Source organism: Microbacterium sp. I2 (genome assembly GCF_051364985.1).
In the GTDB taxonomy this organism is placed as follows: domain Bacteria; phylum Actinomycetota; class Actinomycetes; order Actinomycetales; family Microbacteriaceae; genus Microbacterium.
Window position 1 is genome coordinate 203389 of record NZ_JBLWIH010000009.1, and the last position, 23924, is coordinate 227312.

Genomic DNA, 23924 nt, shown 5'->3' on the forward strand with positions numbered 1-23924 from the left:
TACGCCCCGTGGAGGACACCGGGGCGGCATCCGTTCGAGTGCGCGCAGCAAGGCTTCCGGCCCTGGCCGCGCAGGGCTACACTCGCGGGCAGACGGGCGACGACGGAGCCGTCGGGGCGAGGCGCGATGGACGATCCGATGCAGCCGGTGATCCTCGTCGCCGAGAAGGACGCGCTCTCTGCGGGCCAGGACGTCGCGGAGGTCGTTCGCCGTCGCTTCGGTGCAGACTATGCAGTGGTCCGTGCGGATGCCGATCCGCTCGCCTCGCTCGCGAGGCTCGCGTCCGAAGGTCGCCCTGTCGCGCTGGTCCTGGCGGACGACGACAGAGCGAGCGCGGCGGGCGAGACGCTCTTCGCGCAGGCGCGGCGGCTGTTCCCCGACGCGCGGCGCGGGTTGATGCTGACATGGGGCTCCTGGGCCGACCCCGCGACCGCACAGCAGGTCCTCGCGCTGATGTCGCAGCTGCAGATCGACTACTACGTGGTGCGTCCGCACGGTCCGGCCGACGAAGACTTCCATCGCACCATCACCGAACTTCTGCGTGAGTGGCACGTCGCCGCCGGTGGTCGCGTCGGATACACCGTGGTCGGTGAGGACCACGCGCCGCGTACGCACGTGCTTCAGCAGCTGCTCTCACGCGCGGGCGTGTCGGTGGCGCAGGTGGATCCCCATTCCGATGCCGGCGTGCAGGTGCTGACGGAAGCGGGCATCTCCTACGCAGGAGCGCCGGTCGTCCGCACCGCGGACGGCCGCGTGCTCGTCGATCCCGACGACGCCGAGATCGCCGCGTCGCGAGGTTACGGCACGGCTCTGCCCGACCGGCCGGTCGACGTCGCGATCGTCGGTGCGGGGCCGGGTGGCCTCGCCGCCGCCGTCTATGCCGCGTCAGAAGGGCTGTCCACGCTGGTGCTCGAGCGCGAGTCGCTCGGGGGACAGGCGGGGGGCAGCTCGCTGATCCGCAACTACCTCGGCTTTCCTCGTGGGGTCAGCGGTGCGGAACTGGCCGACCGCCCGTACCAGCAGGCGTGGGTCTTCGGTGCGCGGTTCTGCCTCGCCCGCGCAGTGACCGGCCTCGAGGTGGACGACGGATTCCTGCTCCATCTGGGCGAGGAGCGGGTTGCCGCCGGTGCCGTCGTACTGGCGACCGGGGTGTCGTACCGCAAGCTGCGTGTGCCAGGGCTGGGGCGCTTCGTGGGCGCGTCGGTGTTCTATGGTGCGTCGTCAGTGGAGGCGAAGGCGCAGCGCGGGCGCGTCGTGTTCGTGATCGGTGGCGGCAACTCCGCAGGACAGGCGGCGCTTCACTTGGCCAGGTACGCGGCATCCGTCGCCCTCCTGGTGCGGGGACCGTCGCTCGCCGCGAGCATGTCGTCGTACTTGATCGAGCAGCTGACGGCACTCGGGGTGCAGATCGTGACCGACAGCCGGGTGGTCGATGCTCACGCGGATGCCGCGGGGGAGCGGCTCGCACAGATCGAGATCGAGCATGTTCCCACCGGTGATCGCCGGCGCGTGGCGTGCGAGGCCGTGTTCATCACGATCGGCGCGCGCCCGCATACCGAGTGGCTCCCTCCAGAGGTGATGCGGGATCGCTGGGGCTTCGTCTTCACGGGTGCGTCGGAGGCCGACGAGGACGCGCCGGAGCCGTGGGCCGGGCGCGTCGTACCGGGCCCGCTCGAGACTTCCGTGCCCGGGCTCTACGCCGTCGGCGACTCGCGCCGGAGTTCCGTGAAACGCGTTGCGTCGGCGGTGGGCGAGGGCTCGGTGGTCGTCTCGTCGGTCCACCGGCACTTGAGCCGAAGAGGCGCTCGGAGGCCGTGAGCCCGCCGATGTCGCGATTCGCGGGCGTGCGGGCGGTGACGTACACTTGTCGGCGGTGACGTGTCCGAGCGGCCGAAGGTGCAACTCTCGAAAAGTTGTGTAGGGTAACCCCCTACCGTGGGTTCAAATCCCACCGTCACCGCCACGCCAGAAGCCCCCGAGATCCGCAGAATACTGCCGGAGTCGGGGGCTTCTTTCCTACTCGGAGATATCCGGCGGCAACACGGTGGCAACAATCGAACTAGAACGGGCCTGGTCGAGGGCAGCTGAGACCCGATCTAGATCGTCGTCGAAGAGGTCGGCATAGGTGTCGAGGGTCATGGCTGCGGACGCGTGCCCAAGCATCCGCTGTACTGCTTTGACGTTCGCCCCGGCGCTGATAGCGAGGCTTGCGACTGTATGGCGGAGGTCGTGGGGAGAGATTCGTGGGAACGTCGGGTCGTCCTTCTGGGCCCGCTTCACTGCGGCGGCGAACCAACCATCCTGCGACTGCGGTCGGCGATGATGTCCTTCCTCCTTGCCGAACACGAGCTCATCAGAGTCCTTGCCCGCGCATGCGACTCGAAGCGGGGTGGAGTGGCGGAGGCTGCCGACGGCGCGTGCGCCCCATCCGGGTTCCACGTGGATCCGCCAGGCCGAGCGCAACGAATGGTATGTCGAGGGCTTCACGATCGACTCGCGTGCAGCGAGCCACTCCTCACCGACCTTCGCTATGGTGATGCGCGCGTCGGTGGGGTTGATGTAGTCACCGCGCGCCTTGGCCGTTTCCACCTGCGCTAGGTAGAGGTCCGCCTGCTTCTTGGCCGGCAGGTCGCGTTTGCCGGTCAGTTCGCCGCGGAGTCTGTAGCGCGACGTGCGGTGTTCAGGAGGCCCAATTCGTGGGCGCGTGCGAGTGCGGCGTGACGTCGGCTGACGCCGAGCTTCTTGTAGATGCTGGCGATCTGGCTGCGTACGGTGTGGACGGACACGCTGAACTTCGCCGCCGTGGCTGCGGCGGTTTCGCCTTCGTCGAGAGCGTGCAGGACGGCGAGCTCCCGTGGCGTGAGGTCCACGATGGTGACGTCGAGCGAGAGATTCGCTTGTACGTCGGCGCGGACAGCTAGGAGTGGATCAGGGAGGCCCGCGAGGTCAGCGAGCGTGGAGATTTCTTCCCGCGTGGCGGTGAGGAAGGGCTTCACATGCGCGGTTGAGGATCGCATGCGCACTGCAGCCTGGAAGGCTCCTGCGGCGCGGTCGGCGTGCCCCGCCCTGAGGTGCGCGACGGCCATAGTCAGGTGCAGGGTGATGACATCACCCAACGACAGGGACTCGCTGGTCTGGTGAAGCGCGCGGGCGGCGGTGCGGATGGCCCGATGGTGGTGACCAGCAAGCAGCTGGGCCCATGCCGTGTACTGCGCGGGAAAGCGGCCAGCGCTCACGCGGGCGAGATTGAACACTCGGCTGGCTTCGTGCGTGCGAAGGAGCAGTTTGGCTTCGGACCGAAGCAGTACCTCGCCGACAAGACCGTAGTCCATCACGGATTGCGCACCCTGCGCATGGCGGGCGGTTTTCAACCGCGCGAGCCCTTCATAGGGCTCGCCGAAGACGGCGTCATAGTTTGCCCAGGCGTAGGCGATGAATGGCCACAGTTCGAGTTGCTGTGTCGCTGGCCCTGCTACGCGGAGATGATCCAGGGCAAGGTCGGGTTCGGCTTCTTCGGTGGCGATGATCGCTCGCGCGAGCTTCGCCCCGAGGGTGGTGAAGTGCTCAACCCAACCGGGAAGCGGACCGGCCGCTTCCATTCGCCCGATCCAGCGTTGCGCGACGTCGAAGTGCCCGCGCAGGGCTGCGATGAGGGCGAGGTTGGCCGCCGCGTTCGCGCCGGCGAAGTGCGCAGTCGGTGCGGAGCCTGCTTCTGCATACCCACGCTTGTAGAGGTGGATCGCCCGGTCAAGATCACCGCTGAGCATTGAGGTCAGGCCTCGCTGTGTGGAGAGCCAACCGGGTTTGCTGCGTGCTTGCTCGGGATCCCACGGCAGAGGGCGTTCAGCGTAGAAAGTATGTGCTCGTTCGTCGACCCAATCACCCAGCTGTTCCGCACGCCGATAGGCGCCTTCAGTACGTGTCGCGATGACCGCGAGGGTTCCGGCAGTCTGCAGTTCACTGAGGTTGTCGAACTCAGCCAACCGGCCGGCATACTGGCGGGCTTGAATACCGATGTCTTGAACGATCCTCGCGAATTGCGTATCGAGACCCGCAGCGGATCGGCGATGGTGGGCGAGGACGGCCAGGTGTAGCAGCCGCGGTCGGCGGGCGAAGACCTCCGAATCGAGCCGGCTGACGGCGTCGATCACCTCTGACGCGAAGCGTGTCGGCAACCAGTACCACAGTACGTCGAACAGAGCCTCGATCTGATCGACGTCTCCCGACAGGAGCGTTTCACGCACACGACCCTCATCCAGGATCTCCAATTCGGGGCCATGACTCACACGCACGACCTTCACACAACTCAGAGGGGGAGAGGTCTACCGGTTAGTGAATTTACTAATGAAGTTTTAGCTAGCTACATAGGGAAACCGCTGATCTCCGGTCACATAGATGTGGACATTGCGCGCGTGGGCCCATCGCCCCGCGTCTGAATCGGGGGATCCAATGGACGACGTACGAAGCCATGGCTCAGCGACGGGAATCGGGGCACGGCGCGCAGCGCGTGCCGCACGACAAGACGCGCGTCAACGAGTGAGACGCTTCGTTTCCGCGGTGGTGGTTGCGACGCTCGCCATCACTGGCATGACGATCGGCACCGCCGTCCCAGCGATGGCGGCTCCTGTCTACGAGATCACCGCACGCTGGGCCGAAGAACCACCCGCGACGGTGCGCAGCGGCGATGTGCTCAACGCCGAGTGGCGTGTCAACGTCAACGACGACGCGGCGGCTCCGTCTAATGAGCCTGTCGACAACGTCAACTTCACCCTCACGATCGACAACGGAACCTTCGATGAGCTGCCCAGCAGCTGTCTCACCGATGGCGTCGACCCCGCCTCGAGCATCTCCGACGACGGCATGACGCTGATCTGCAACATCGGCACGCAGAACCAGGGCACCGCTCACGTGGTACAGACCCCGATCCGGGTCGACGGGGAGACGGGAAGCCAGCTCACCGGATCTGGCTCCATCGAGGGAGGCGCGGCCGACCTCGCCCCTGTCGACATCGTGAACGACTTCGGCATGGACATCCGTTGGGCGGTCGCCACGAGCAGCTATGACCTCCAGGGTTATCCGGCAAACCCGACGGTGGACCTTGACCTGCAGTGGACGCTCAGCAAGGACAGGCACAGCGAGCCCGGCCCCCAGACTGTCACCTATGACCTCAACATCACGGGTGCAGCGTCGAGCATCTCAGTCGGCGCGCAGCAGTGCACCCCGTTCACCACGGGGATAGCCAACGGACACCCCTGGTCGGGCGGATCCCACCCGGCAGAGGCGATGGTTTCGCCGGTGACGACGTGCACCATCCAGCAGTTGAGCGCGAACATGTTCCGCCTCACGCTCTCCGGCATCGATTACGAGCCGGCCGCACTGGCCACGCAGGACTCCACCGGCGCGGGGCTACCGGTCGACGAGGTCGCGCTGGCCAGCGGCTCTATCTGGCTGCGTATCGTTCCAACCACCGCCGGATCGGTCACACTGCAATCTTCTGCTCCGACATACTCCTCGGCTTCCGGGACTTCGACCGCACAGGATGACCCCGCCAACAACTCGGTTACCAAGACTTGGTTCTACCCCGGGACGTTCACCTCACCGTGGTCCCGTGCACACACCGGTTCGGGCGGCTCGAACTTCGACAGCACCTACGTGGTGTCACCGGGAACGGAAATCCGACAGACACTCCTGACCGGGCTTCCCGGCATGGACCGACCCGACAACCTCCAAGTCGGCATGTGCGCGCCAATCGATACGCGCTACCTAACGTTCCAGGAAGTCATCCCTGCCCCAGGCATCCCAGGCTCGGTGACGCAGTACTACGTCGGCAATCACCCGACCGTCACCTCGACCAGTGCCGGGTACAACCCGCAGGCGTTCCCGGAATGCGGTGGCACGGCGGGATGGGTGAACACCCCACCGGCTGACCTCGGCACAGTGAAAGCCGTGCGCGTCACAATGACCCAGGGACAGGCGGAGGCGGCACCGCTTCCCGGGCCGAACGCGGGATGGTTGGTGCAATACCGAGTGAAGGATGACGTGGCCGTCGGTCAGGACATCTGGAGCTTTATGTACAGCCAGGATGGCACCGGCTGGACAAACCCGGGAACGTGCGCCACGCCAACACCCGGACTTCGCTATCCCTGCACGCTCGGTGCTTACCGAGACCTCGTGCGGATCGTCACTGCGACCCCGTACATCGAGAAGGTGGCCGACCGCGCGGCGGTGAACCCCGGCCAGCCCGCGGTGTTCTCGTTGAACTACTCGGCGAACGTTCCGAGCAACCTCCCTGAGGCCGTTGACGGGTATCAGATTGTCGACACGCTGCCGCTGGGTATGACCTACGTGGACGGCTCGGCGACTCCCGCCCCTGTGGTAGCAACCGCCGGAGATGGCCGGCAGGTTCTGACGTGGACACTGGATGGTGTCGAGACCAACGTCACGCACGCGCTCACCTACCAGGCCGTCGCCGATTTGAGCGTTGAGCCAGGCACGGTGCTCGAGAACTCGGCCGTCGCCTCAGTCGGCGGTGTCACGTCACTGCCCACGACGGCCCAAGTGACAATCGCCTCGAACGGCTACACGTCGATCGGGAAGGCTGCGGATACCCCGTTCATCCCGAACCCGAACGGTGACGGGACGGGCGAGGGTTCGTGGACGGTGACGCTGCGGTCCTTCGACCCGCTGCCGCAGGACTTCACGGACACGATCGACATTCTGCCGTTCAACGGCGACGACCGTGGAACCGGATTCGTCGGTGACTACTCGCTCACCTCAGTGGATGCGGCTGGCGGGGCGACGGTGTACTACACCACCGCCGACCCGGCCACGCTGTCCGATGACCCTGGCGACACTTCCAACGGTGCGGCAGGTGACCCCGCGGGCAACAGTGTGGGATGGACCACCACGTTCACCCCGGATGCCACCGCTGTTCGTGTCATCGGACCCGAGCTTGCTGCGGGCGCGACGCAGCAGTTCACGGTGAACATCGCCACCGACGGTGTCGAGGGCGGCGACGTGCTCGTCAACCGCGCGCAGGCGCGAACCGAGCACACCGAGCTCGTTATGCGCACGTCGGCGCCGATCACGGTGGCGAACTACTACTCAGCGGCTCTGAAGAAGTACGTGCTGGGCAACGACGGCGAGTGGCACGACGCCAACACGGTGGAGGACTACCCGACGTACCGTGTGGGCGACGAGGTGCCGTATCGGATCGTGATCGAGAACACCGGCCAGGGGACCCTGACCGATCTGGAGATCACCGACAGTCTGTTCCCGGAGGGTTCGTTCACGGTGGGCGAGCTGGCGCCGGGGGCGACCGAGATGCACGAGTACACGGTGACGCTCACCGGCGGCGGTTCGGTGGTGAACACGGCGTGTGGTGCGGCGGCGATCCCGGGTGATTCGGGTGTGGCGCCGACGATCAACTGCGACCCGGCTGGGGTCGAGGTGGTGAACTACTCCACGGTGAAGTCGTCCGACCCCGCGTCCGGGACGGTGCTGAATCCGGGTGATGAGGTGACGTACACGGTGACGGTGACGCAGGAGGGCACGGTTCCCGCGGTGGCGCAGTTCACCGACGACCTGGCGGAGGTGCTGGACGACGCTGATCTGACGGCGGGCCCGACTGCTTCGGTAGGGGCTGCGACGATCACCGATGGCGTGCTGTCGTGGAACGGCACGGTCCCGGTCGGTGGTGTCGCCACGGTGTCCTACACGGTGACGGTGAAGGACTCGGCAGCCCTCGCGGAGGGTGGCAGCTACTTCCTGGAGAACGGGGTGGCGAGTCCGGGATGCCCGGATGCGGGCTGCCCGCCGGTGGAGCACCCCATCGCGGATTACACGGTGGTGAAGTCGTCCGACCCCGCTGACGGTTCGAACGTCGACGAGGGCGACACCATCGAGTACACCGTCACGGTTACCCAGGTCGGCGAGGCCGAGTATGACGGTGCGTCGCTGGTCGACGACCTGACCGATGTGCTGGATGACGCGACCTGGAACGACGAGCTGTCGGCCAGCGCGGGCACCGCCACCTTCGACGCGGCGACGCAAGTGCTGTCGTGGTCGGGCGACCTGGCCGTGGACGACGTGGTGACCATCACCTACTCGGTGACAGTCACCGGTGCCGGAGACACGCACCTGCACAACGTCGTCACCAGTGATGGCTGTGCTTCGCAGGAGGTCTGTGAGACGGAGCACTACACCGCCACATACACGACGGTGAAGACGTCCGACCCGGCGTCGGGCAGCGATGTGCAGATCGGCGACGTCATCGAGTACACGGTGACGGTGACGCAGTCGGGCCTGGGCCGTGTGGTGGCGCAGTTCTTCAACGACGACCTCACGGGTGTGCTGGATGACGCGACGTTCAACAACGACATCGTCGCGTCGGCGGGCACCTTCACGTACGTCGACGGGGTGATCTCGTGGACCGGTGACCTCGGTCCGGGTGATGTCGCGACGGTGACGTACTCGGTGACGGTGACCGCTGCCGGCGACACGCTGATCGGCAACACCGTGCAGTCGCCCGGCTGTGAGACGGCTGCCGAGTGTGAGACCGAACACCAGACCGGCCGGTACCGCACCGTGAAGACCTCGGATCCCGAGCCCGGCTCGGACGTGCAGATCGGTGACACCATCGAGTACACCGTCACGGTGTCGCAGATCGGTGCCGCCGCGGTGGAGGACGCGTCGTTCACCGATGATCTGACCGCGGTGCTGGATGACGCGACGTGGAACGACGATCTCGCCGAGAGCGCGGGGACGGCTGACTACATCGCACCGACGGTTTCGTGGTCGGGCGACCTCGCGGTGGATGCCGTGGTCACGGTGACCTATTCGGTCACGGTGACCGGTGCCGGTGACATGACGTTGACCAACGTGGTCACCAGCGACGGCTGCCTCGACGAGGCGGACTGCACGACCACGCACCAGACCGGGAACTACACGGTGGCCAAGACGTCTACCCCAACCCCGGGCAGCGATGTGGCGGTGGGTGACACCATCACCTATACCGTGACGGTCGCGCAGCGGGGACCGGGAGCCGTGACGGGGGCGTCGTTCGATGACGACCTGTCGGCGGTGCTGGACGACGCGAGCTGGGATGATGCGCTGGTTGCGAGTGCGGGCACCGCGTCGTTCGACGCGGATGCCGACGCCCTCGAATGGACCGGTGATCTTGCGGTGGGTGCGACGGTGACGGTCACCTACTCGGTGACGGTGACCGGTGCCGGTGACATGACGCTGACCAACGTGGTCCTGCCCGGTGAGAACGGTGAATGCGTGCCGGCGGCGGACGGGAACCCCGACTGCACGACGACGCACGAGACCGGACGGTTCACGTACTCGAAGATGGCCGACCCGATCCACAACAGCGACGTGCAGGCCGGTGACACCATCACCTACACGGTGACCGTCACCCAGGTCGGCCCCGCCGCGGTCGCGGCATCCGTCGTGGACGACCTGTCGGACGTGCTGGACGACGCCGCCTACAACGGGGATGTCGCGGCCACCGCGGGGACGGCCGCCGTCGAGGGATCAACACTGTCGTGGGCCGGTGACATGGCACCGGGCGACGAGGTGACGATCACCTACTCGGTCACCGTGACCGGGGCCGGCAACACCACCCTCGCCAACGTGGTCACCTCCGACCTGCCATCGGGGGAGTGCGTGCCCGCGGCAGACGGGACAGAGGAGTGCCGCACCATCCATAAGACCGGTGGCTACGTCTACGCCAAGACGTCCAACCCCGCATCCGGAACCACGGTTCGTGCGGGTGACACCGTGACCTACACCGTCACCGTCACCCAGCGCGGCCAGGGCTCGGTCACGGAGGCAGTCGTCACCGACGACCTGTCCGGAGTGCTGGACGACGCGGCGTGGAACGACGACGCGGCCGCCAGCACCGGCGAGGTGGTCCGCGCGGGCAACACCCTCACTTGGACCGGGAACCTGGGGGTCGGGCAGATCGCCACGATCACCTACTCGGTGACCGTGACCGCCGCCGGCCCCGCCGAGCTGCGCAACGTCGTCACCAGCCCCGACGAGCGCGCGATCTGCGACCCCGAGGGCGTGTGCACCACGACCCACGACGTGCCGCCGCCGCCGTTGGCGGTCACCGGTGGCACCCTCTCCGCGTCCATCGTGCTCAGCAGCATCTTCCTCCTGCTCGCCGGTGGGGCAGCGCTCGTGATCAGCCGTCGACGTCGGTCGATCACGGTCGTAGGGGAGAGTCGCGACCACACGATGTAACCAGGAGAGCCCAAGGCTCGACCCCCAACGAGGAGCTTCTCGCTGGGACATTCGCAGCGCCCCGCCGGGATCCAACCGGCGGGGCGCTGCGAGTGAAGGATCTCGCGGCATTGAAGCGCGATCTTCGGGGGCGAGAAGATCAATGCAAGGGTGAATCCAAGAGCGCGCCGCGAAGCATCGCGATGAAGCGCTCCGCGTCGAGGAAGTAGTTCGGATAGGCATTCCGCAGCCCGGCAATGCTGTTCACCGACACCAGCACCACGTCCGTTCCCTCATCCGACTCTGCCTCTAGTCCGGCGTACGCCGTGATGGCTTGCTCCGGTGTGCGGAAGCCGGATGCCACAACTTCCTTGTCGCGGACATTCAAGCTCAGCAGGACAAATCGCGCGTTCTGGAGCGCGGTCTCGGTGACTTCGAGGGTTTGCGAGTACGCATTGAGCCTGTCGAGCACGTTGAGTGATTCGTCGTGGTCTCGCAACCGTTGCCGCAGCTGGCCTAAGTCGTCACTGGTGCCGGGGACTGCTTCGGCCGGTACTGGTAGATCATGTGAACGCCCCGGTACCCAGACGGTGCCGGTTCACTGATGTAATCCTTCTCGCCAACGAGGCTGTGCTTATGGCGGGCGTCGCGGAACTTCTGTTGGACCGCTTTGACGGCAGGGATGCCGCCGAGGACGGCTCTGCAACCGCCAAGGTCCTGCATTCGATCGAGGCTCATGTCTTCGAAACGTTCGAGCTTGTGGACGATCGATGGGAGGCGCTTCACACGTTGCGCGACGAGCGCGTAAGGGTCGACCTCTGCGGCTTTCCTTCGGAGGCTCATCTGCATCGTGTTCAGCGGGAAAGCGTGCGAGGAACGCCAGTTATTGGCTACAGCGATGGCGTGCTGTCGTTCCGCAGGCTTGACGCGTGCGTCGCGCAGCGTTGCGCCGGCGCGACGGATCTCGCTCTTGGAATGCGCTGGTTTCGTCCACGTTGTCACGCCGCTCATGCTAACGGTGACGTTCGAGCCCCACCCGGCGAGTGACGATCAACGATGCTGCCGGAAACGATCGTTTTCGGCGGCAGAGTCGACGTCAACGACCAGGCGCACGACACGCCGGAATTGATCCGCCGAAACCCCCTGCCGAAACCGAATCGCGCCGGAACGTCGGCAGTACCGTTTTCGGCATGGCACACGAAGTCGGCTACACCCGAGTCTCCAAGCGGGAGCAGAACCCCGACGCGAAGGAGGCGGAGCTGCGCACCGCCGGCTGCGAACGAGCGTTCGTCGACCACGGCGAATCCAGCCGTGTCGCCGACCGCCCGCAGTGGCTCGCCTGCCTCGACTACCTACGACCGGGGGACACGCTCAAAGTGCGCCCGGCTCGATCGCCTCGCCGGTAGTGAGCGCATCCTGATCGAGACGCTGCAGGAGCCTCTGTAGTGGGTGCCGGTGCGCCAGCGCTCTATGGCGGTCTGGAAGCGCTCGAGCCAGCCGATCGGGCCGTAGCCGGCGTCGACGGTGTCGTACGCGGCCACCCATGAGGTGTGCAGCGCGGACAGCTCCTCGACAAGCCCGCCGTGCCTCCACCAGCAGTCCGGATCAGCGTCACCGGGACGTTGAAACGAGCGGTGAGCTACTCCACCCAGTCTCGCAGCGCCGCCCACACCGCGCGGGCTTCTGACGGGGTGAGCTCACGCCAGTTCACGACTTCCGCGCCCAGGGGCTCTGAGGACCCATCCCGGTCGCCGGGTCGAACTCGTAGAGCTCCGCGGAGCCGGTGTCGTAGTCGAGTGGATCGGTCATGCTGTCGTCTACTTGGTGAGCCTTCTGGCGGAGCTTGCGCAGCGCGATCGTGCTGGCATCGCGGCGGCTGCGGTGGTTCGCGAGGACCTTGTCTCGCTCGAGCAGTGGGTGTGCGGCGCGAGAGAGCAGGGAGAATGTCTGTGGCAACAGGGTGGCAACAGACGAACTAGAACGAGCCCCGCGCCGCTGATTGAGGGAGGCGCTCGATCTGATCGAATCGGCGTGCATCCAGGGTTTGACATCGGTGCAGCAGTCGGGCCGATGGGTTCAAATCCCACCGTCACCGCCGTGAAAACCCCTGTTTGTCAGGGGTTTTCTCCTTTTCGGAGCGGCTCGTGAGAAGGAATGAGAGAGAACGCACGCTAGAACGGGTGTGATTGGTGTCAATCGGACGTGGTTCCTGCGCCTTCGTAGTCGATCCCGTTGTGCTGGCAGCCATGCTCGAGAACGACGGCTCCCTCGGAGTTCTGGATGAGCTTGCGGTCATCCGGGGCGCGTTTGGAGGGGGCATGTCCGCCGAGGCCGCTGGTCGGCGAGCTGACGATCAGCTGCGAGAGCTGCGCACCGCTCTCGCTCGCATGGAGACGTCGCTGCAGGATCTCGATCATTTCCCCGACGCGGATGCCGACTTCCACTTTCTCGTGATGGCGCTGTCGGGAAACCAGCTCGCGAGCAGTGTCACCAGGATGCTCTTCCAGCGGGCATGGCAGATGGCGAAATTCTCCGCGAATCAGTCGTCCGAGGCTCACGAGCTGACGCCTTCTGAGCATCGACGGGTGTACGAGGCGATCGCCGCCGGGGACGCCGAAGCCGCGGAAGCTGCGATGAAGGCGCACACCATCGACCCCTGGCACCGTCGCCGACTGGCGACCCAGCGCGACAGGTAACTCCGGCTAGCGTCAGATGGGGCTTACGGGACCCTCCAAGCGAGGAATGTCGCGTGTCCGTGAACGTGGAGCCGCCCACTCGACTCCGTTGGCGATCACACGCTGGATGTCGGGGTGGTGGTAGACGGGGTATTCCTGGTCGCCGGGGCTGAAATAGAAGATTCGCCCGCGTCCGCGCGTGAAAGTGACGCCCGAGCGGAAGACTTCACCGCCGCTGAATGAGCTCATGAAGATCGTTTCGTCCGGGGTGGGGATGTCGAAGGGTTCTCCATACATCTCCTGCTCCGCGATCACGATTGGGTTGGGTACGCCGTCTGCGATCGGATGCGAGGGGGTCGCCGTCCAGACGAGCTCTCGGTCGCCGGAGCTCCTCCACCGCAACGTGGCGGTCGTGCCGAGCAGGCTGGTGAAGATCTTCGACCAGTGCCCCGAGTGAAGCACGATGAGCCCCATACCCCCGAGCACGTGCGTCTTCACTCTTTGCACCACCGCGTCGTCGACCGCGTCGTGCGCCTCATGTCCCCACCAGAGCAGAACATCGGTGTCGGCGAGGGCCGCCTCGGTGAGGCCGTGCTCCGGATCGGCGAGCGTCGCGGTGCGCACCTCGGAGTCCGACAGCAGCTGCTGTAGAGCGTCCGCGATCACGCGATGGATGCCATCCGGGTAAATTCGTATGACTTTCTCGTCCCGAGTCTCGTGGATGTTCTCGTTCCAGACAATCAGGTTCAGAGCTCGCGTGGTCATATATCCACGCTACTTCATCATCTTCGCCGCTGATCAAGGCGATCATCGCTGACGAGTCCGGTAGAAAGAACAGGGCGAAGTGATCAGATGACTGCATCCCGAGTGCGATGCACCCCATGCGGCTGATGACAACCCAAGGCCCGCTCGAGTCGAACCAGGTCGGGTCGATGCTCGCTCACGAACACGTGGTGGTGGCCGACCTTCGACCGTTGGGTGAGCACGAGTCCTCGCTGTTGCATCCGATCGACGCGATTCGTGCCCTCATCGAGCCCGAGGTGAGGGCCGCGCTCGCCGTCGGTGTCACGGCGATCGTGGAAGCGACGCCGGTGGGAGTCGGGCGCCGAGCGGATGCCATCGAGGCGATCTCGAAGGCGACCGGGATGCCGTTCGCGTTGGCGACGAGAATCTACCGTGAGCCCTGGGTCCAGGCTGGGTGAGACGATCTTCCTCGGCGCGATTGACGGAATGGATGCTCGGCGAGCTGTAGGAGAGTGTCGCCGGAACCCTCACCTCGGCGGCGTGGATCAAGCCGAGTGCGAACGACGGCAGGATGACCGCCGAAGAGGAGCGCATCCTCCGCGCTGCGGCTCGAGCGGCTGTCGAGACGGGTTGCGCGATCGGAAGTCACACCACGCGCGCCGACGTCGTTGAGGCCCAGCTCGGTATCCTCGAGCATCAGGGCGTTCCCACCGACCGCTTCATCTGGATCCACGCCCAGGCCGAGCCCGCACGGCCCGGCGCCGACGGCTGGCTGAGCGTGGATGCTGGATCGAGCTGGACTGGATCGGGCGGTGGCCCACAGACGACGAATACGCTGTCCTCATCTCGGACCTCGTCGAAGCCGATCTCACGGACCGCATCCTGCTGAGCCAGGACTACGGATGGTACGACCCGGGCGATCCCGACGGAGGCCTCGCGTGCGGTCCGTATACGAGGATGCACGAACGCTTCCTCCCTCTCCTGCGGGAGCGCGGATTCGATGAGGAGATCCTCGAACGGCTGACTGTCATCAACCCGTCCCGTGCGTCCGCCCCCGTCTAGTCCGAGGTGCCGCCCGCCGACGAAATATCAGATGATTCGGAGCGAGGTGTCGACAATAGGGAGCATTGTCCGAGCCGAGCGACCCTAGTCACGCAATTCATAAGATGATTTTGCTAGCATCGCGACGCGGGACGGATCAGCGAACCGCTCAACGACGAGGGGCTTTTGCATGTCGAGTCGCACTTCTTTCTGGAGTTCGTCCATGGCCGACGACTGGGAGCATGGCCTCGTCGCGGGTACGGGGTCTATCGGCGCGGTCTTGTCGGGTACGCCCGAGCGTCACGCGATTCACGTCTGCCACGAGGAGTTCTTTCTCCCGGTCAACGCCGCGAAACGCGCGCCGCGCATCGCGCCGGGTCTGGCCGACGTGCGAGCCGCCGCGCTGGCGGGCGACACCGCCACCGCCGCGGCGATTGCAGACAGGCTCGCGCGCGAAGACGGCTACGGCGGCACCTTCATCTGGACGGATCCATTCACCTCCATCGCCGAGCTCAGCTGGACGCCCGATGGGGCGGGGCCGGCGATCGACTATCGGCGTACCGGTGACTTCGAGACCGGCCGTGTCGAGGTCGGCTGGTCGGATGCGCGTGGCTCGAGCACACGCATCGCCCTCGTGCCCGACAGGGCGAGCAACGGGATGGCGGTGCAGCTCGTCTCTGATGCAGAACGGACGGGAGTGCTCGGTTTGGGCCTCGGCGACGATGCCTCAGGTATCGATGCTCCGTTCGCCACGGACTACGCGGCGTTCCTCCACCCCGCTCGCCCCGAGATCTCCGGCAGGACCATGGCGCTCGACGTTCGGGTCGATGAGGCCGCTCTTCCGCCGTTTGTGCAGGAGAACCCCCCGAGCCCCTGGGCGCCTCGACACGTGAGGATCCTCATCGATCTGCCCGATGACGTGAGCTTCGAGGTCGTCGCAGGGGGTGTGCGCCTGAGCCTGCGCGCCGGGCAGATGGTTCATCTGCCGATTCGGATCGAGCTGAATGGCGGACTCGCTCAGGCGACAGCGCCGAACGGCACGACGCACGCCTCGCTGTTCGGCGCGTCCTCGCTTGATCTTCACAGCGGCATCGACGACGACATCTCATACGACGAGGTGCTCGAGCGCGCGCGAGCGGGCGATGCGCAGGCTGTGCTTTCCGCGGTGGAGTTGGCGTTCGCCGCTGGCCGGCACACGATCATTTCGTCGACGGGTGTACTGCCGCCGACCCTCGTGGGGATCTGGCAGGGGACGCGACGTCCGGCCTGGTCGGGTGACTGGACGCAGAACGGTAACGTGCAGCACGGCGGGGTAGCGTCGCTGGTCGCGTCGGGAACCCCCGCGCTCTTCACCTCGTATCTGCGGGCGATCTTCCGCCACGTCGATGACTACGCGGCGAACGCTGAGCGTGTGTTCGGTGCGCCGGGATGGATGCTGCCCGCGCGATTCAGCTCGCATGGCAACAGCAACCACTTCGCCGCGGACTTTCCGCACCAGTTCTGGATCGCCGGCGGCGCATGGGTGCTCCGGATGGCGTGGGACCAGTTTGCCGTCACGGGTGATGTCGCGACGTTGCGCGAATACGCGTGGCCGCTCGCTCAGAACGTGATGGGCTTCGGGATGGGCGTCGCTTTTCGGACCGATGACGGTAGCCTGCACTTCGCTCCCTCGTACTCCCCCGAGAACACACCGGGCAACCGGACGAACCCGATCGCCGTGGATGCCACCATGGACATCGCCGCATTCCGAGACGCGGCGCGACTCGCGATCAGAATCGCCGATGTGCTCGACGAAGACGCTGATCGCGACGGTTGGCGGGCTTTCGCCGACTCGCTCCCTCCGTATCGGGTCGCGCAGGACGGCACGTTCGCGGAGTGGCTCGATGAGACCATCGCGGAGGAGATGGCGCATCGGCACGTCTCTCAGCTGTACCCGTTCTGGTACGAGGAGGACGAGGCCGCCGGATCCCCGGAACTTCGCGAGGCGGCTCGCCAGACGATCTCTCGCAGGCTCGCCTGGCGGGACGAGAAGCCATGGGCTCCGCCCCGGGGCCGCAGCGAGATGGCCTTCGGCCTGGTCGGACTCGGCCTGGCCGCGGCACGTCTGGGAGACGCCGATGCCGCGCGGCGCTGCGTCGAGTCCCTCGCTCGCGACTACTGGCGCCCGAACTCCGTTTCGACGCATGACGGCGACGCGATCTTCAATGTCGACGCCAGCGGCGGGCTGCCGGCGGTCGTGATCGAGATGCTCGTGCAGTCCGGCCCCGGCACGCTGGCGCTCCTGCCCGCCGTGCCGTCGTCCTGGCCCTCGGGTTCGATCCGTGGTGTGCGGGCCCGCGGAGGCATCATCGTCGAACACCTCGCGTGGGGTCCCCACGGAGCATCCGCTACGCTTCGGACGGCTCCCGGCTCGGAGGCGGCGCGAAAAGACGACCTCGTTGCGGTCGTCGGCCCGGACGGCCTCACTCAGACCGTCGACCTGGGGGCCGGGGTGGTGACATTCACCTGGCCGACGCAGGCATGAGCGGGGGAATGCTCGCCGACCGGACTAACGGAAAGATTAGATCAATAATGGATGGATCAACTGCTACGGCGCGAATCTTTCGCTTACCCGTTCTTGTTGACACTTATTGATCTGACGTTTAGGGTTCTGTGTGAGCCTGCAGTGCTGCAGAAAGGATGCCACAGCCGATGACACACCGTCTGAGCTTCAACTACCCGAAGACGGGTGTGCGACCCTTCGTGGGTGAACGGCGGGGATTGACATGGTGATACCTGGCGGAGCCGGCCTGGACGTCGGCGGAGTGACCAGAAAGATCCGGACGGAGAAGAGCTCGCGGGGCATCAAAGGCCTCAGGCGCAGCTTCCGGCGGCACTGGCAGCTATACCTGCTCCTGCTGATTCCGCTCGCGTACTTCGTGATCTTCAAATACGTGCCGATGCTCAACACGGTTATTGCGTTCAAAGATTACAACGTTGTAGACGGCGTGTGGGCGAGCGACTGGGCCGGCTTCAAGCACTTCGAGCGCTTCTTCAACAACCCGGTGTTCTGGCCCGTCTTGCAGAACACCTTCATCCTGTCGGCGTACGTCGTCCTCGCCAGCTTCCCGGTGCCGATCATCCTCGCGCTCGCGCTCAACGAAGTCCGCTTGAAATTCTTCAAGTCCACTGTGCAGATGGTGGCGTATGCGCCGTACTTCATCTCGACGGTCGTCGTTGTGTCGATGACGATCCTGTTCCTCTCTCCACGCATGGGGATAGCGGCCGACGTCACGCAGTTCTTCGGGCTCGGCACCATCGACTTCCTGAGCGACCCCGACTACTTCCGCCATATCTATGTCGTCAGCGACATCTGGCAGACGATGGGCTACTCCGCCGTGATCTACCTGGCGGCCCTCGCGGGAATCGACCCAACGCTGTACGAGGCGGCCCGCGTCGACGGCGCCAGCCGATGGCAGAAGATTCTCAACGTCGACATCCCCGGGCTTCTGCCCACGGCCATGATCGTCCTGGTGCTCGGCGTCGGCAACGTCATGGCCATCGGGTTCGAGAAGGCGTATCTCTTGCAGAACAGCCTGAATATTTCGCAATCCGAGATCATCCCGACGTACACATACAAGGTCGGTTTGCTGGGGGCCGACTTCAGCCAGGCCGCAGCCATCGGTCTCTTCAACGGTGTGATCAATCTGGGCCTGCTGCTGGGGGTCAACGCGCTGGTCAAACGACTGACAGGAAACGGACTGTGGTGAACTCGACCGCACAAGAGCCCAGAGTCGAGGCCTCGGTGCCTCGCGAGCCTCGAACGAACGAGCCCAAGCGGTCTCGGCGCATCAAAGAATCTTCGACCGACCGCGTCTTCATGGCCGGCGTGTACATCCTGCTGACCACGTTGCTGCTGTGCGTCCTGCTTCCCTTGATCTGGATCGTCGCCAGCTCCTTCAGCGACCCCCTGGCGGTTTCGTCCGGTCGTGTGGGGTTCTGGCCTGTCGACTTCACACTCGAGGGCTATCAGCGCGCACTGGGTGACAGCTCGATTCTCACGGGGTTCGGCAACTCGCTGTTTTACACCGTCGTGGGAACGGCGATCAGCCTCACTCTGACCGTTGCCATCGCCTATCCGCTCTCGCGCAGCGCGCTGTGGGGGCGTCGCGGTATCACCCTGTTCGTCATATTCACCATGCTGTTCGCTGGGGGGATCATCCCGACCTACCTGGTCGTGCAGAACTTGGGCATGCTCGATACCCGCTGGGCGCTCATCCTGCCGCAGGCCATCGGGGTGTGGCAGGTCATCATCGCCGTCGCGTTCTTCCGCACGTCGATCCCCGATGAACTCTACGAGGCGGCGCAGTTGGACGGAGCGAGCGATCTGAGATTCCTGTGGACGGTCGTCCTCCCTCTGTCGAAGCCGCTCCTCGCCGTCATCGCGCTGATGTACGCGATCTACCAGTGGAACTCCTACTTCGACGCGCTGCTCTACCTTCGGGATGAAGATCTGTATCCGTTGCAGCTCGTGCTCCGCAACGTCCTCATCCTGAACCAGACGGCGCCCGGTCTAGACGCGGCGGCAGCCATGGAGCGCCAGCAACTGGCCAACCTGATGAAGTACTCGCTCATCGTGATCTCGACGGTCCCTGTGATGCTGGTCTACCCGTTCGTCGCCCGATTCTTCAACAAGGGGATCCTCGTGGGCGCGGTGAAGGGCTAAGACATCGTGACGGATCCGCACCGCCTCAGCTGGCGCCCGGGTGCCCTCGAGTTGGACCTCGATCTTTCGACAGACCGCGCGCCGTCCATCCGACGCCTTGCCCGCGTCGGCGACGACCTCATGTCGGGAGAGAACTCGGCCATCCCGATCGCCGAGGTCCATATCGGCGGAGAAGGCTCGGGCACGTCATCCTCGGAGCGCCTGGCGGGAAGCGCCGTCGGACTTCGGCTGCGAACGACAGGCCACCGCACCTGGGCCGATGGCGACATGGCTCATCTCGAGGTGACGGCGCGTGATGGCATCTCGGGAATCCAGGTGAGAGTGCAGTGGTCCGCCTGGCCGGACCTTCCGGTCCTCCGTTGCGAGACGGAGATCATCGCCGGTCACGAGGTCGTCGATCTTCGCGCGGTCTCATCCGTGGCCCTCGGCGGGATGTCGGAGCCTGGTGCGTCATGGTGGCACGATCACGACGTCAGTTTTGCCCACAACACGTGGTTCCGCGAGATGGTCTGGCAACGGAGAACACCCGCGGAGCTCGGACTGGATGACACGGGGTTGCGGGACTGGGGCATCCCGAGTTCTCGCGCGTCCTTCAGCCTCGGTCAGAGGGGCAGCTGGTCCACGGGGGGGCATCTGCCCATGGGGATTCTGCGTCCCCGGACCTCAGCTGGTCGCTTCCTGCTGTGGCAGATCGAACACAACGGGGCGTGGCGATGGGAGATCGGCGACCAGGGCGACGCTCTCTACCTGGTTGCCGGTGGCCCGACCGATCAATCCGCCGCGTGGATGCGGCGGTTGCAGCCGGGGCAGCGATTTACTTCTGTGCCGGCGACGTTGGTCGTGGGAGGAAGCGACGACGACATTTTCGGCGCGTTGACCGCGGCGCGACGTCGGACGCGTCGACCGCACCCCGACAACGAGAACCTCCCGGTGATCGTCAACGACTACATGAACGCGCTCGGGGGCGATCCCACTCTCGAGAATCTTCCCCCGTTCATCGACGCAGCGGCGCGGGCGGGCGCCGAGGTCTACTGCATCGATTCGGGCTGGTACACCGACGGAGGGCAGTGGTGGCACGATCTGGGTTCTTGGGAACCATCGTCTCGACGGTTCCCGGACGGCCTCGACGCGATCACTCGCCTCATTCGCGAAGCGGGCATGGTGCCCGGCCTGTGGCTGGAGCCCGAGGTGGTATCGGTCGAAAGCCCCGTTGCTCGGCAGCTGCCCGCGGATGCGTTCTTCCAACGAAACGGTGAGCTCGTCATCGAGTCGGGGCGGCTGCAGCTCGATCTGCGGCATCCTGCTGCGCTCGCCCACATCGACGGAGCGGTCGAGCGACTGATCGCCGACCTGGGCCTCGGGTACCTCAAGTTCGACTACAACATGGACGTCACCCAGGGCACCGACGTCAACGCCGACAGCCCGGGCGACGGTCAGTTGGGCCATCAGCGTGCGTTGCTGGCGTGGGTACGTGACCTCATGGACCGCCACCCGGGCCTCGTCATCGAGAGCTGCGCGAGTGGAGGCCAGCGGATGGATGCCGCCACGCTGTCCGTCCATCCGGTGCAATCGACGAGCGACAATCAGGATCCGCTGTTCACAGCGGCGATCGCGGCGGCCGCCCCGACCACCGTGACCCCCGAGCAGGGCGCCGTGTGGGCTTATCCGGACCCGTCATGGACGGATGAACGGATCGCCTTTACGGTCGCGAGCGCTCTCCTGGGTCGAGTCCACCTTGCCGGCCGGATCGATCGGCTTTCCAACCCTCAGATGCGTCTGGTTCAGGAGGGCATCCTGGCATACCGGACGGCGCGTCCACGCATCCCGAAGGCACTGCCGTTTTGGCCCCTCGGACTGCCGGGATGGCACGACCCCGTCGTCGCACTGGGGCTGCGCGATGCCGACGGAGAACTCCTCACCGTCTGGCGTCGATCCGGTTCCACCACGGTGCGCGTGCCCCTCGAGCGCGTCCCCGATCGAACGTGCGCCGTGGATGTCGTCTTTCCGACGAGTCTGCCGACGAACGTTCACTGGGACGCGAGCTCCGGCGACATCGTGCTCGAGCTGCCTGACGAGCCGGCAGCGCGCACTCTGCTCGTGCGATGGGTGGCGCCGGCCGGTCGGTGACTGGCCGGTCGGTGACTGGCCCGCCGGTGGACTCAGTTCGCGGCGACGTCGATGGACGTGGTCGCCGAACCGAGACGCTCGCGGCGCGCGGTCACGTCGATTCGGCCGGGGCCGGTGGGCTGCACCACGGCCAGCGCGTGGCCGCGGAACGCGTGGTGTCGCTCGTCGGTGTAGGACTCTGAGGTGACGGGCGCTGCCGACCCGAAGCCCAGCAGGCGACCGACACCACGCACCTCTATCTCCAGGAGTTCCTCGTCGTCGCCGGCCAACGTACCGTGGTCATCGACGACCTCGATATCGAGATAGAGGAGGTCACTGCCATTCGCGGAGACGCGTGTGCGGTCCGGTCGGATGACGATGTGTCGGGATGGCCGTGACGTCTGAAGCGCGCAGATCTCGCCCGGTTGATCGCCACGGCGAGCGACGGCCTCGACGGTGCCGGGCTCGTACACGGTCGTGAACACGGCTCGGTATCGGTGCGCCGCGCCGCACGGCAGCGTCCCCGCCGATACGCCGTTCACGAACAGCTCGACCTCGTCGGCATCGCTGTACACCTCGATCTCTACCGGGGCCCCTTCCCATCCGGGCCACGTCCAGCTTGCGAAGCTGTCTGTCCATGACCACGGCGCGGGCCTTCTTTCCCGTCCGTGGGTCGCCGGGTTACGGACCGCGATGTAGGGAGTGGAGCGCAGCCCGAACACGATCTCGCGGTAGTAGGAAGCGGGGCGCCGCCTGCCGGTGATGTCGATGTCGCCCGCCCAGGACGCGATCCACGGGTAATTCGCCAGAGAGCCACCGGCGTTGTCCTGACCCGCGTAATGCGGCCGCCCGATCCCTGGCTCTCCGAGATGGTCCATGCCGGTCCACGTGAAGTCGCCGATCACGTGGTCGTTTACCAGAACGGACGACCACAGCTCGTCGATGCGCGTCGGGAACGTCTCGGTCCCCACGATCACGCGGTGGGGGAAGGCGTCGTGATCGGGCGCGTAACGCGAGTCCAGATAGTTGAGCCCAGCGATATCGAGAGCGGCGAGCGGCTCGGCGGTGAGAGCGGTCACCGCCGCAGAGACGCCGAGCGCGTTCATCCGGTCGGCCAGCGAGGCCATCATGCCGTTGATCTCGGTCACCTCCGCTCGCGCCCACTCGGCGAGGTCCTCGTTGTCTCCGTCGATCTCGTCTGCCATGACCAGGAGCGCGCCGTTGACGCCGCTCGTGACGAAGCGTGTCGGGTCGAGTGCTCGCGTCTCGGTGGCGAGTCGCCGCACCCACGCCGCGCCGGCTCCCGTTCCGATCTCCGGGATCTCGTTGCCGATCGAGTAGGCGAAAACGCTCGGATGGTTGCGATCCTTCTGCACCATCGCGGCGAGGTCGGCGCGCCACCAGTCGGGAAACGCGAGGGCGTAGTCGAAGTCGTGCTTGGTCCGCGTCCACATGTCCGTCAGCTCGTCCATGACCAGGACACCCAGTCGGTCGCAGGCCTCGAGCATCGCGCGACTCATCGGCTGGTGGGCGCTGCGGATGGCGTTGAATCCGGCGGCCTTCAGGATCTCCACACGACGGTGCTCCGCCCGATCTATCGTCATGGCCCCGATGATGCCGTTGTCGTGGTGCACGCACGCGCCCCGCAGCTTCACCGTCGCGCCGTTGATCCGCAGGCCTCGCACGGCGTCGAGTGTCAGATGCCGGATGCCGAATGTCGTGGAAGCGGTGTCGCGGATCTGCTCGCCGGCCAGCAGGGTCGACTCGACCCGGTACAGCGCGGGTGACTCGAGCGACCACCGCTGGGGGCGCGAGATCAGCAGCCGCTGATGAGCGATGGCGTCTTCGCCGGGCAATATCGTGACCGGGATCTCGTCGGTGGCGACTTCGAGGCCCTCGGGATCGAGGATGCGAGTTCGCAGCCGGCACGTCGAGGGAAGACGGTCGCCGTTCTCCAGCGTCGTATCGATCTCGATCATCGCGTACTCGTCGTCGATGTCCGGAGTCGTCACGGTGACGCCGTCGAGAGCTATATGAACCGTGTCAGCGACGACCAACCACACCGGCCGGATGAGGCCCCCGCCCGAGTACCACCTCGAGTCCCGGTGCGCCCGCGCTTCGACGCGGATCGTGTTTTCGGCACCGTAGCGGAGGTAGCCGTCGAGACAGACCGAGAAAGTGGTGTACCCGGCGGGGCGGTGCCCCACCAGGTCTCCGTTGACGTAGATCGAGGCCGAGCGATACACGGCCTCGAACTCCAGCAGAACAGTGCGCTCGCGCCACTCCTCCGGTGCGTCGAAGACCCTGGTGTACTCCCAGGCGCCGCCGGCGAAGTAGCCGGTCGCCCGGAGCTCGGGGTCGTCTCGGCGTACTGTCGACACGACCGCGTCGTGCGGAACGGTGACCTCTTCGGTCGGGTCCTC

The 23924-nt window shown here is 65.8% G+C and carries 16 protein-coding genes, 1 tRNA gene and 1 pseudogene; 12 read left to right on the forward strand and 6 right to left on the reverse strand.

Features of this window, described 5'->3' with window-relative positions:
• Positions 1-126: 126 nt before the first annotated feature.
• Positions 127-1818, forward strand: a complete 1692-nt coding sequence (locus ACLKM7_RS08030) for an FAD-dependent oxidoreductase (protein WP_436446627.1) — start codon at positions 127-129, stop codon at positions 1816-1818.
• A 54-nt stretch (positions 1819-1872) separates the two neighbouring features.
• Positions 1873-1963: transfer RNA gene (locus ACLKM7_RS08035), tRNA-Ser, on the forward strand.
• A gap of 53 nt (positions 1964-2016) precedes the next feature.
• Here ACLKM7_RS08035 and ACLKM7_RS08040 read toward each other — a convergent pair.
• Positions 2017-2589, reverse strand: a complete 573-nt coding sequence (locus ACLKM7_RS08040; RefSeq protein WP_436446628.1) for a tyrosine-type recombinase/integrase — start codon at positions 2587-2589, stop codon at positions 2017-2019.
• Between the two features lie 53 nt (positions 2590-2642).
• Entirely contained in the window at positions 2643-4244 is a 1602-nt protein-coding gene (locus ACLKM7_RS08045) for a response regulator transcription factor (RefSeq protein ID WP_436446629.1), read from the reverse strand.
• Between the two features lie 343 nt (positions 4245-4587).
• Here ACLKM7_RS08045 and ACLKM7_RS08050 point away from each other — a divergent pair, with 343 nt between their 5' ends.
• Positions 4588-10251: a DUF7507 domain-containing protein gene (locus tag ACLKM7_RS08050; RefSeq protein ID WP_436446630.1), complete on the forward strand. Its 5664-nt coding sequence runs from the start codon at positions 4588-4590 to the stop codon at positions 10249-10251.
• A gap of 139 nt (positions 10252-10390) precedes the next feature.
• Here ACLKM7_RS08050 and ACLKM7_RS08055 read toward each other — a convergent pair whose 3' ends face one another.
• Both ACLKM7_RS08055 and ACLKM7_RS08060 read right to left on the reverse strand, forming a co-directional pair.
• On the reverse strand, positions 10391-10702 hold the full coding sequence (locus ACLKM7_RS08055) for a hypothetical protein (RefSeq protein ID WP_436446631.1): 312 nt from the start codon (positions 10700-10702) through the stop codon (positions 10391-10393).
• 44 nt (positions 10703-10746) lie between these two features.
• Entirely contained in the window at positions 10747-11232 is a 486-nt protein-coding gene (locus ACLKM7_RS08060) for a RelA/SpoT domain-containing protein (RefSeq protein ID WP_436446632.1), read from the reverse strand.
• Positions 11233-11420: 188 nt separating this feature from the next.
• Between ACLKM7_RS08060 and ACLKM7_RS08065 the strand changes: the two genes are divergently transcribed.
• Both ACLKM7_RS08065 and ACLKM7_RS08070 read left to right on the forward strand, forming a co-directional pair.
• A complete protein-coding gene (locus tag ACLKM7_RS08065; RefSeq protein ID WP_436446633.1) occupies positions 11421-11636 on the forward strand; it encodes a recombinase family protein in 216 nt (71 codons plus the stop codon).
• An 840-nt stretch (positions 11637-12476) separates the two neighbouring features.
• Positions 12477-12926, forward strand: coding sequence for a FadR/GntR family transcriptional regulator (locus ACLKM7_RS08070; RefSeq protein ID WP_436446634.1), 450 nt, complete (start codon positions 12477-12479; stop codon positions 12924-12926).
• 12 nt (positions 12927-12938) lie between these two features.
• On the opposite strand, the gene ACLKM7_RS08075 is transcribed toward ACLKM7_RS08070, so the two are convergent.
• Positions 12939-13670, reverse strand: coding sequence for a ThuA domain-containing protein (locus ACLKM7_RS08075; RefSeq protein ID WP_436446635.1), 732 nt, complete (start codon positions 13668-13670; stop codon positions 12939-12941).
• Positions 13671-13795: 125 nt separating this feature from the next.
• Here ACLKM7_RS08075 and ACLKM7_RS08080 point away from each other — a divergent pair, with 125 nt between their 5' ends.
• The 7 genes and pseudogenes from ACLKM7_RS08080 (at position 13796) to ACLKM7_RS08110 (ending at position 21522) form a co-directional block, all read left to right on the forward strand.
• Positions 13796-14107, forward strand: a complete 312-nt coding sequence (locus ACLKM7_RS08080; protein ID WP_436446636.1) for a hypothetical protein — start codon at positions 13796-13798, stop codon at positions 14105-14107.
• A 68-nt stretch (positions 14108-14175) separates the two neighbouring features.
• Positions 14176-14538, forward strand: a pseudogene (locus tag ACLKM7_RS08085) (hypothetical protein); the annotation flags it as partial.
• Positions 14454-14711 carry a hypothetical protein gene (locus ACLKM7_RS08090; RefSeq protein ID WP_436446892.1) on the forward strand — a complete coding sequence of 86 codons (258 nt, stop codon included), beginning with the start codon at positions 14454-14456 and terminating at the stop codon, positions 14709-14711. The pseudogene ACLKM7_RS08085 and the gene ACLKM7_RS08090, both read left to right, overlap by 85 nt.
• Positions 14712-14913: 202 nt before the next feature.
• Positions 14914-17214: a glycosyl hydrolase family 95 catalytic domain-containing protein gene (locus ACLKM7_RS08095; protein ID WP_436446637.1), complete on the forward strand. Its 2301-nt coding sequence runs from the start codon at positions 14914-14916 to the stop codon at positions 17212-17214.
• A 241-nt stretch (positions 17215-17455) separates the two neighbouring features.
• Positions 17456-18439: an ABC transporter permease gene (locus tag ACLKM7_RS08100; RefSeq protein ID WP_436446638.1), complete on the forward strand. Its 984-nt coding sequence runs from the start codon at positions 17456-17458 to the stop codon at positions 18437-18439.
• Positions 18440-18549: 110 nt separating this feature from the next.
• The gene (locus tag ACLKM7_RS08105) at positions 18550-19395 is read left to right on the forward strand and encodes a carbohydrate ABC transporter permease (protein ID WP_436446639.1); all 846 of its coding nucleotides are present in this window, start codon (positions 18550-18552) and stop codon (positions 19393-19395) included.
• A gap of 6 nt (positions 19396-19401) precedes the next feature.
• Complete coding sequence (locus ACLKM7_RS08110; protein WP_436446640.1) at positions 19402-21522, forward strand: glycoside hydrolase family 36 protein; 2121 nt, start codon at positions 19402-19404, stop codon at positions 21520-21522.
• 32 nt (positions 21523-21554) lie between these two features.
• Here ACLKM7_RS08110 and ACLKM7_RS08115 read toward each other — a convergent pair whose 3' ends face one another.
• Positions 21555-23882 carry a glycoside hydrolase family 2 TIM barrel-domain containing protein gene (locus ACLKM7_RS08115; protein ID WP_436446641.1) on the reverse strand — a complete coding sequence of 776 codons (2328 nt, stop codon included), beginning with the start codon at positions 23880-23882 and terminating at the stop codon, positions 21555-21557.
• Between the last annotated feature and the right edge of the window lie 42 nt (positions 23883-23924).

Bases quoted from the DNA above. Each gene is read 5' to 3' on its own strand.
- ACLKM7_RS08030 (WP_436446627.1), top strand. From the start codon at position 127: ATGGACGATCCGATGCAGCCGGTGATCCTCGTCGCCGAGAAGGACGCG.
- ACLKM7_RS08050 (WP_436446630.1), top strand. From the start codon at position 4,588: ATGACGATCGGCACCGCCGTCCCAGCGATGGCGGCTCCTGTCTACGAG.
- ACLKM7_RS08065 (WP_436446633.1), top strand. From the start codon at position 11,421: ATGGCACACGAAGTCGGCTACACCCGAGTCTCCAAGCGGGAGCAGAAC.
- ACLKM7_RS08070 (WP_436446634.1), top strand. From the start codon at position 12,477: ATGCTCGAGAACGACGGCTCCCTCGGAGTTCTGGATGAGCTTGCGGTC.
- ACLKM7_RS08075 (WP_436446635.1), bottom strand. From the start codon at position 13,670: ATGACCACGCGAGCTCTGAACCTGATTGTCTGGAACGAGAACATCCAC.
- ACLKM7_RS08080 (WP_436446636.1), top strand. From the start codon at position 13,796: ATGACAACCCAAGGCCCGCTCGAGTCGAACCAGGTCGGGTCGATGCTC.
- ACLKM7_RS08095 (WP_436446637.1), top strand. From the start codon at position 14,914: ATGGCCGACGACTGGGAGCATGGCCTCGTCGCGGGTACGGGGTCTATC.
- ACLKM7_RS08100 (WP_436446638.1), top strand. From the start codon at position 17,456: ATGGTGATACCTGGCGGAGCCGGCCTGGACGTCGGCGGAGTGACCAGA.
- ACLKM7_RS08105 (WP_436446639.1), top strand. From the start codon at position 18,550: ATGGCCGGCGTGTACATCCTGCTGACCACGTTGCTGCTGTGCGTCCTG.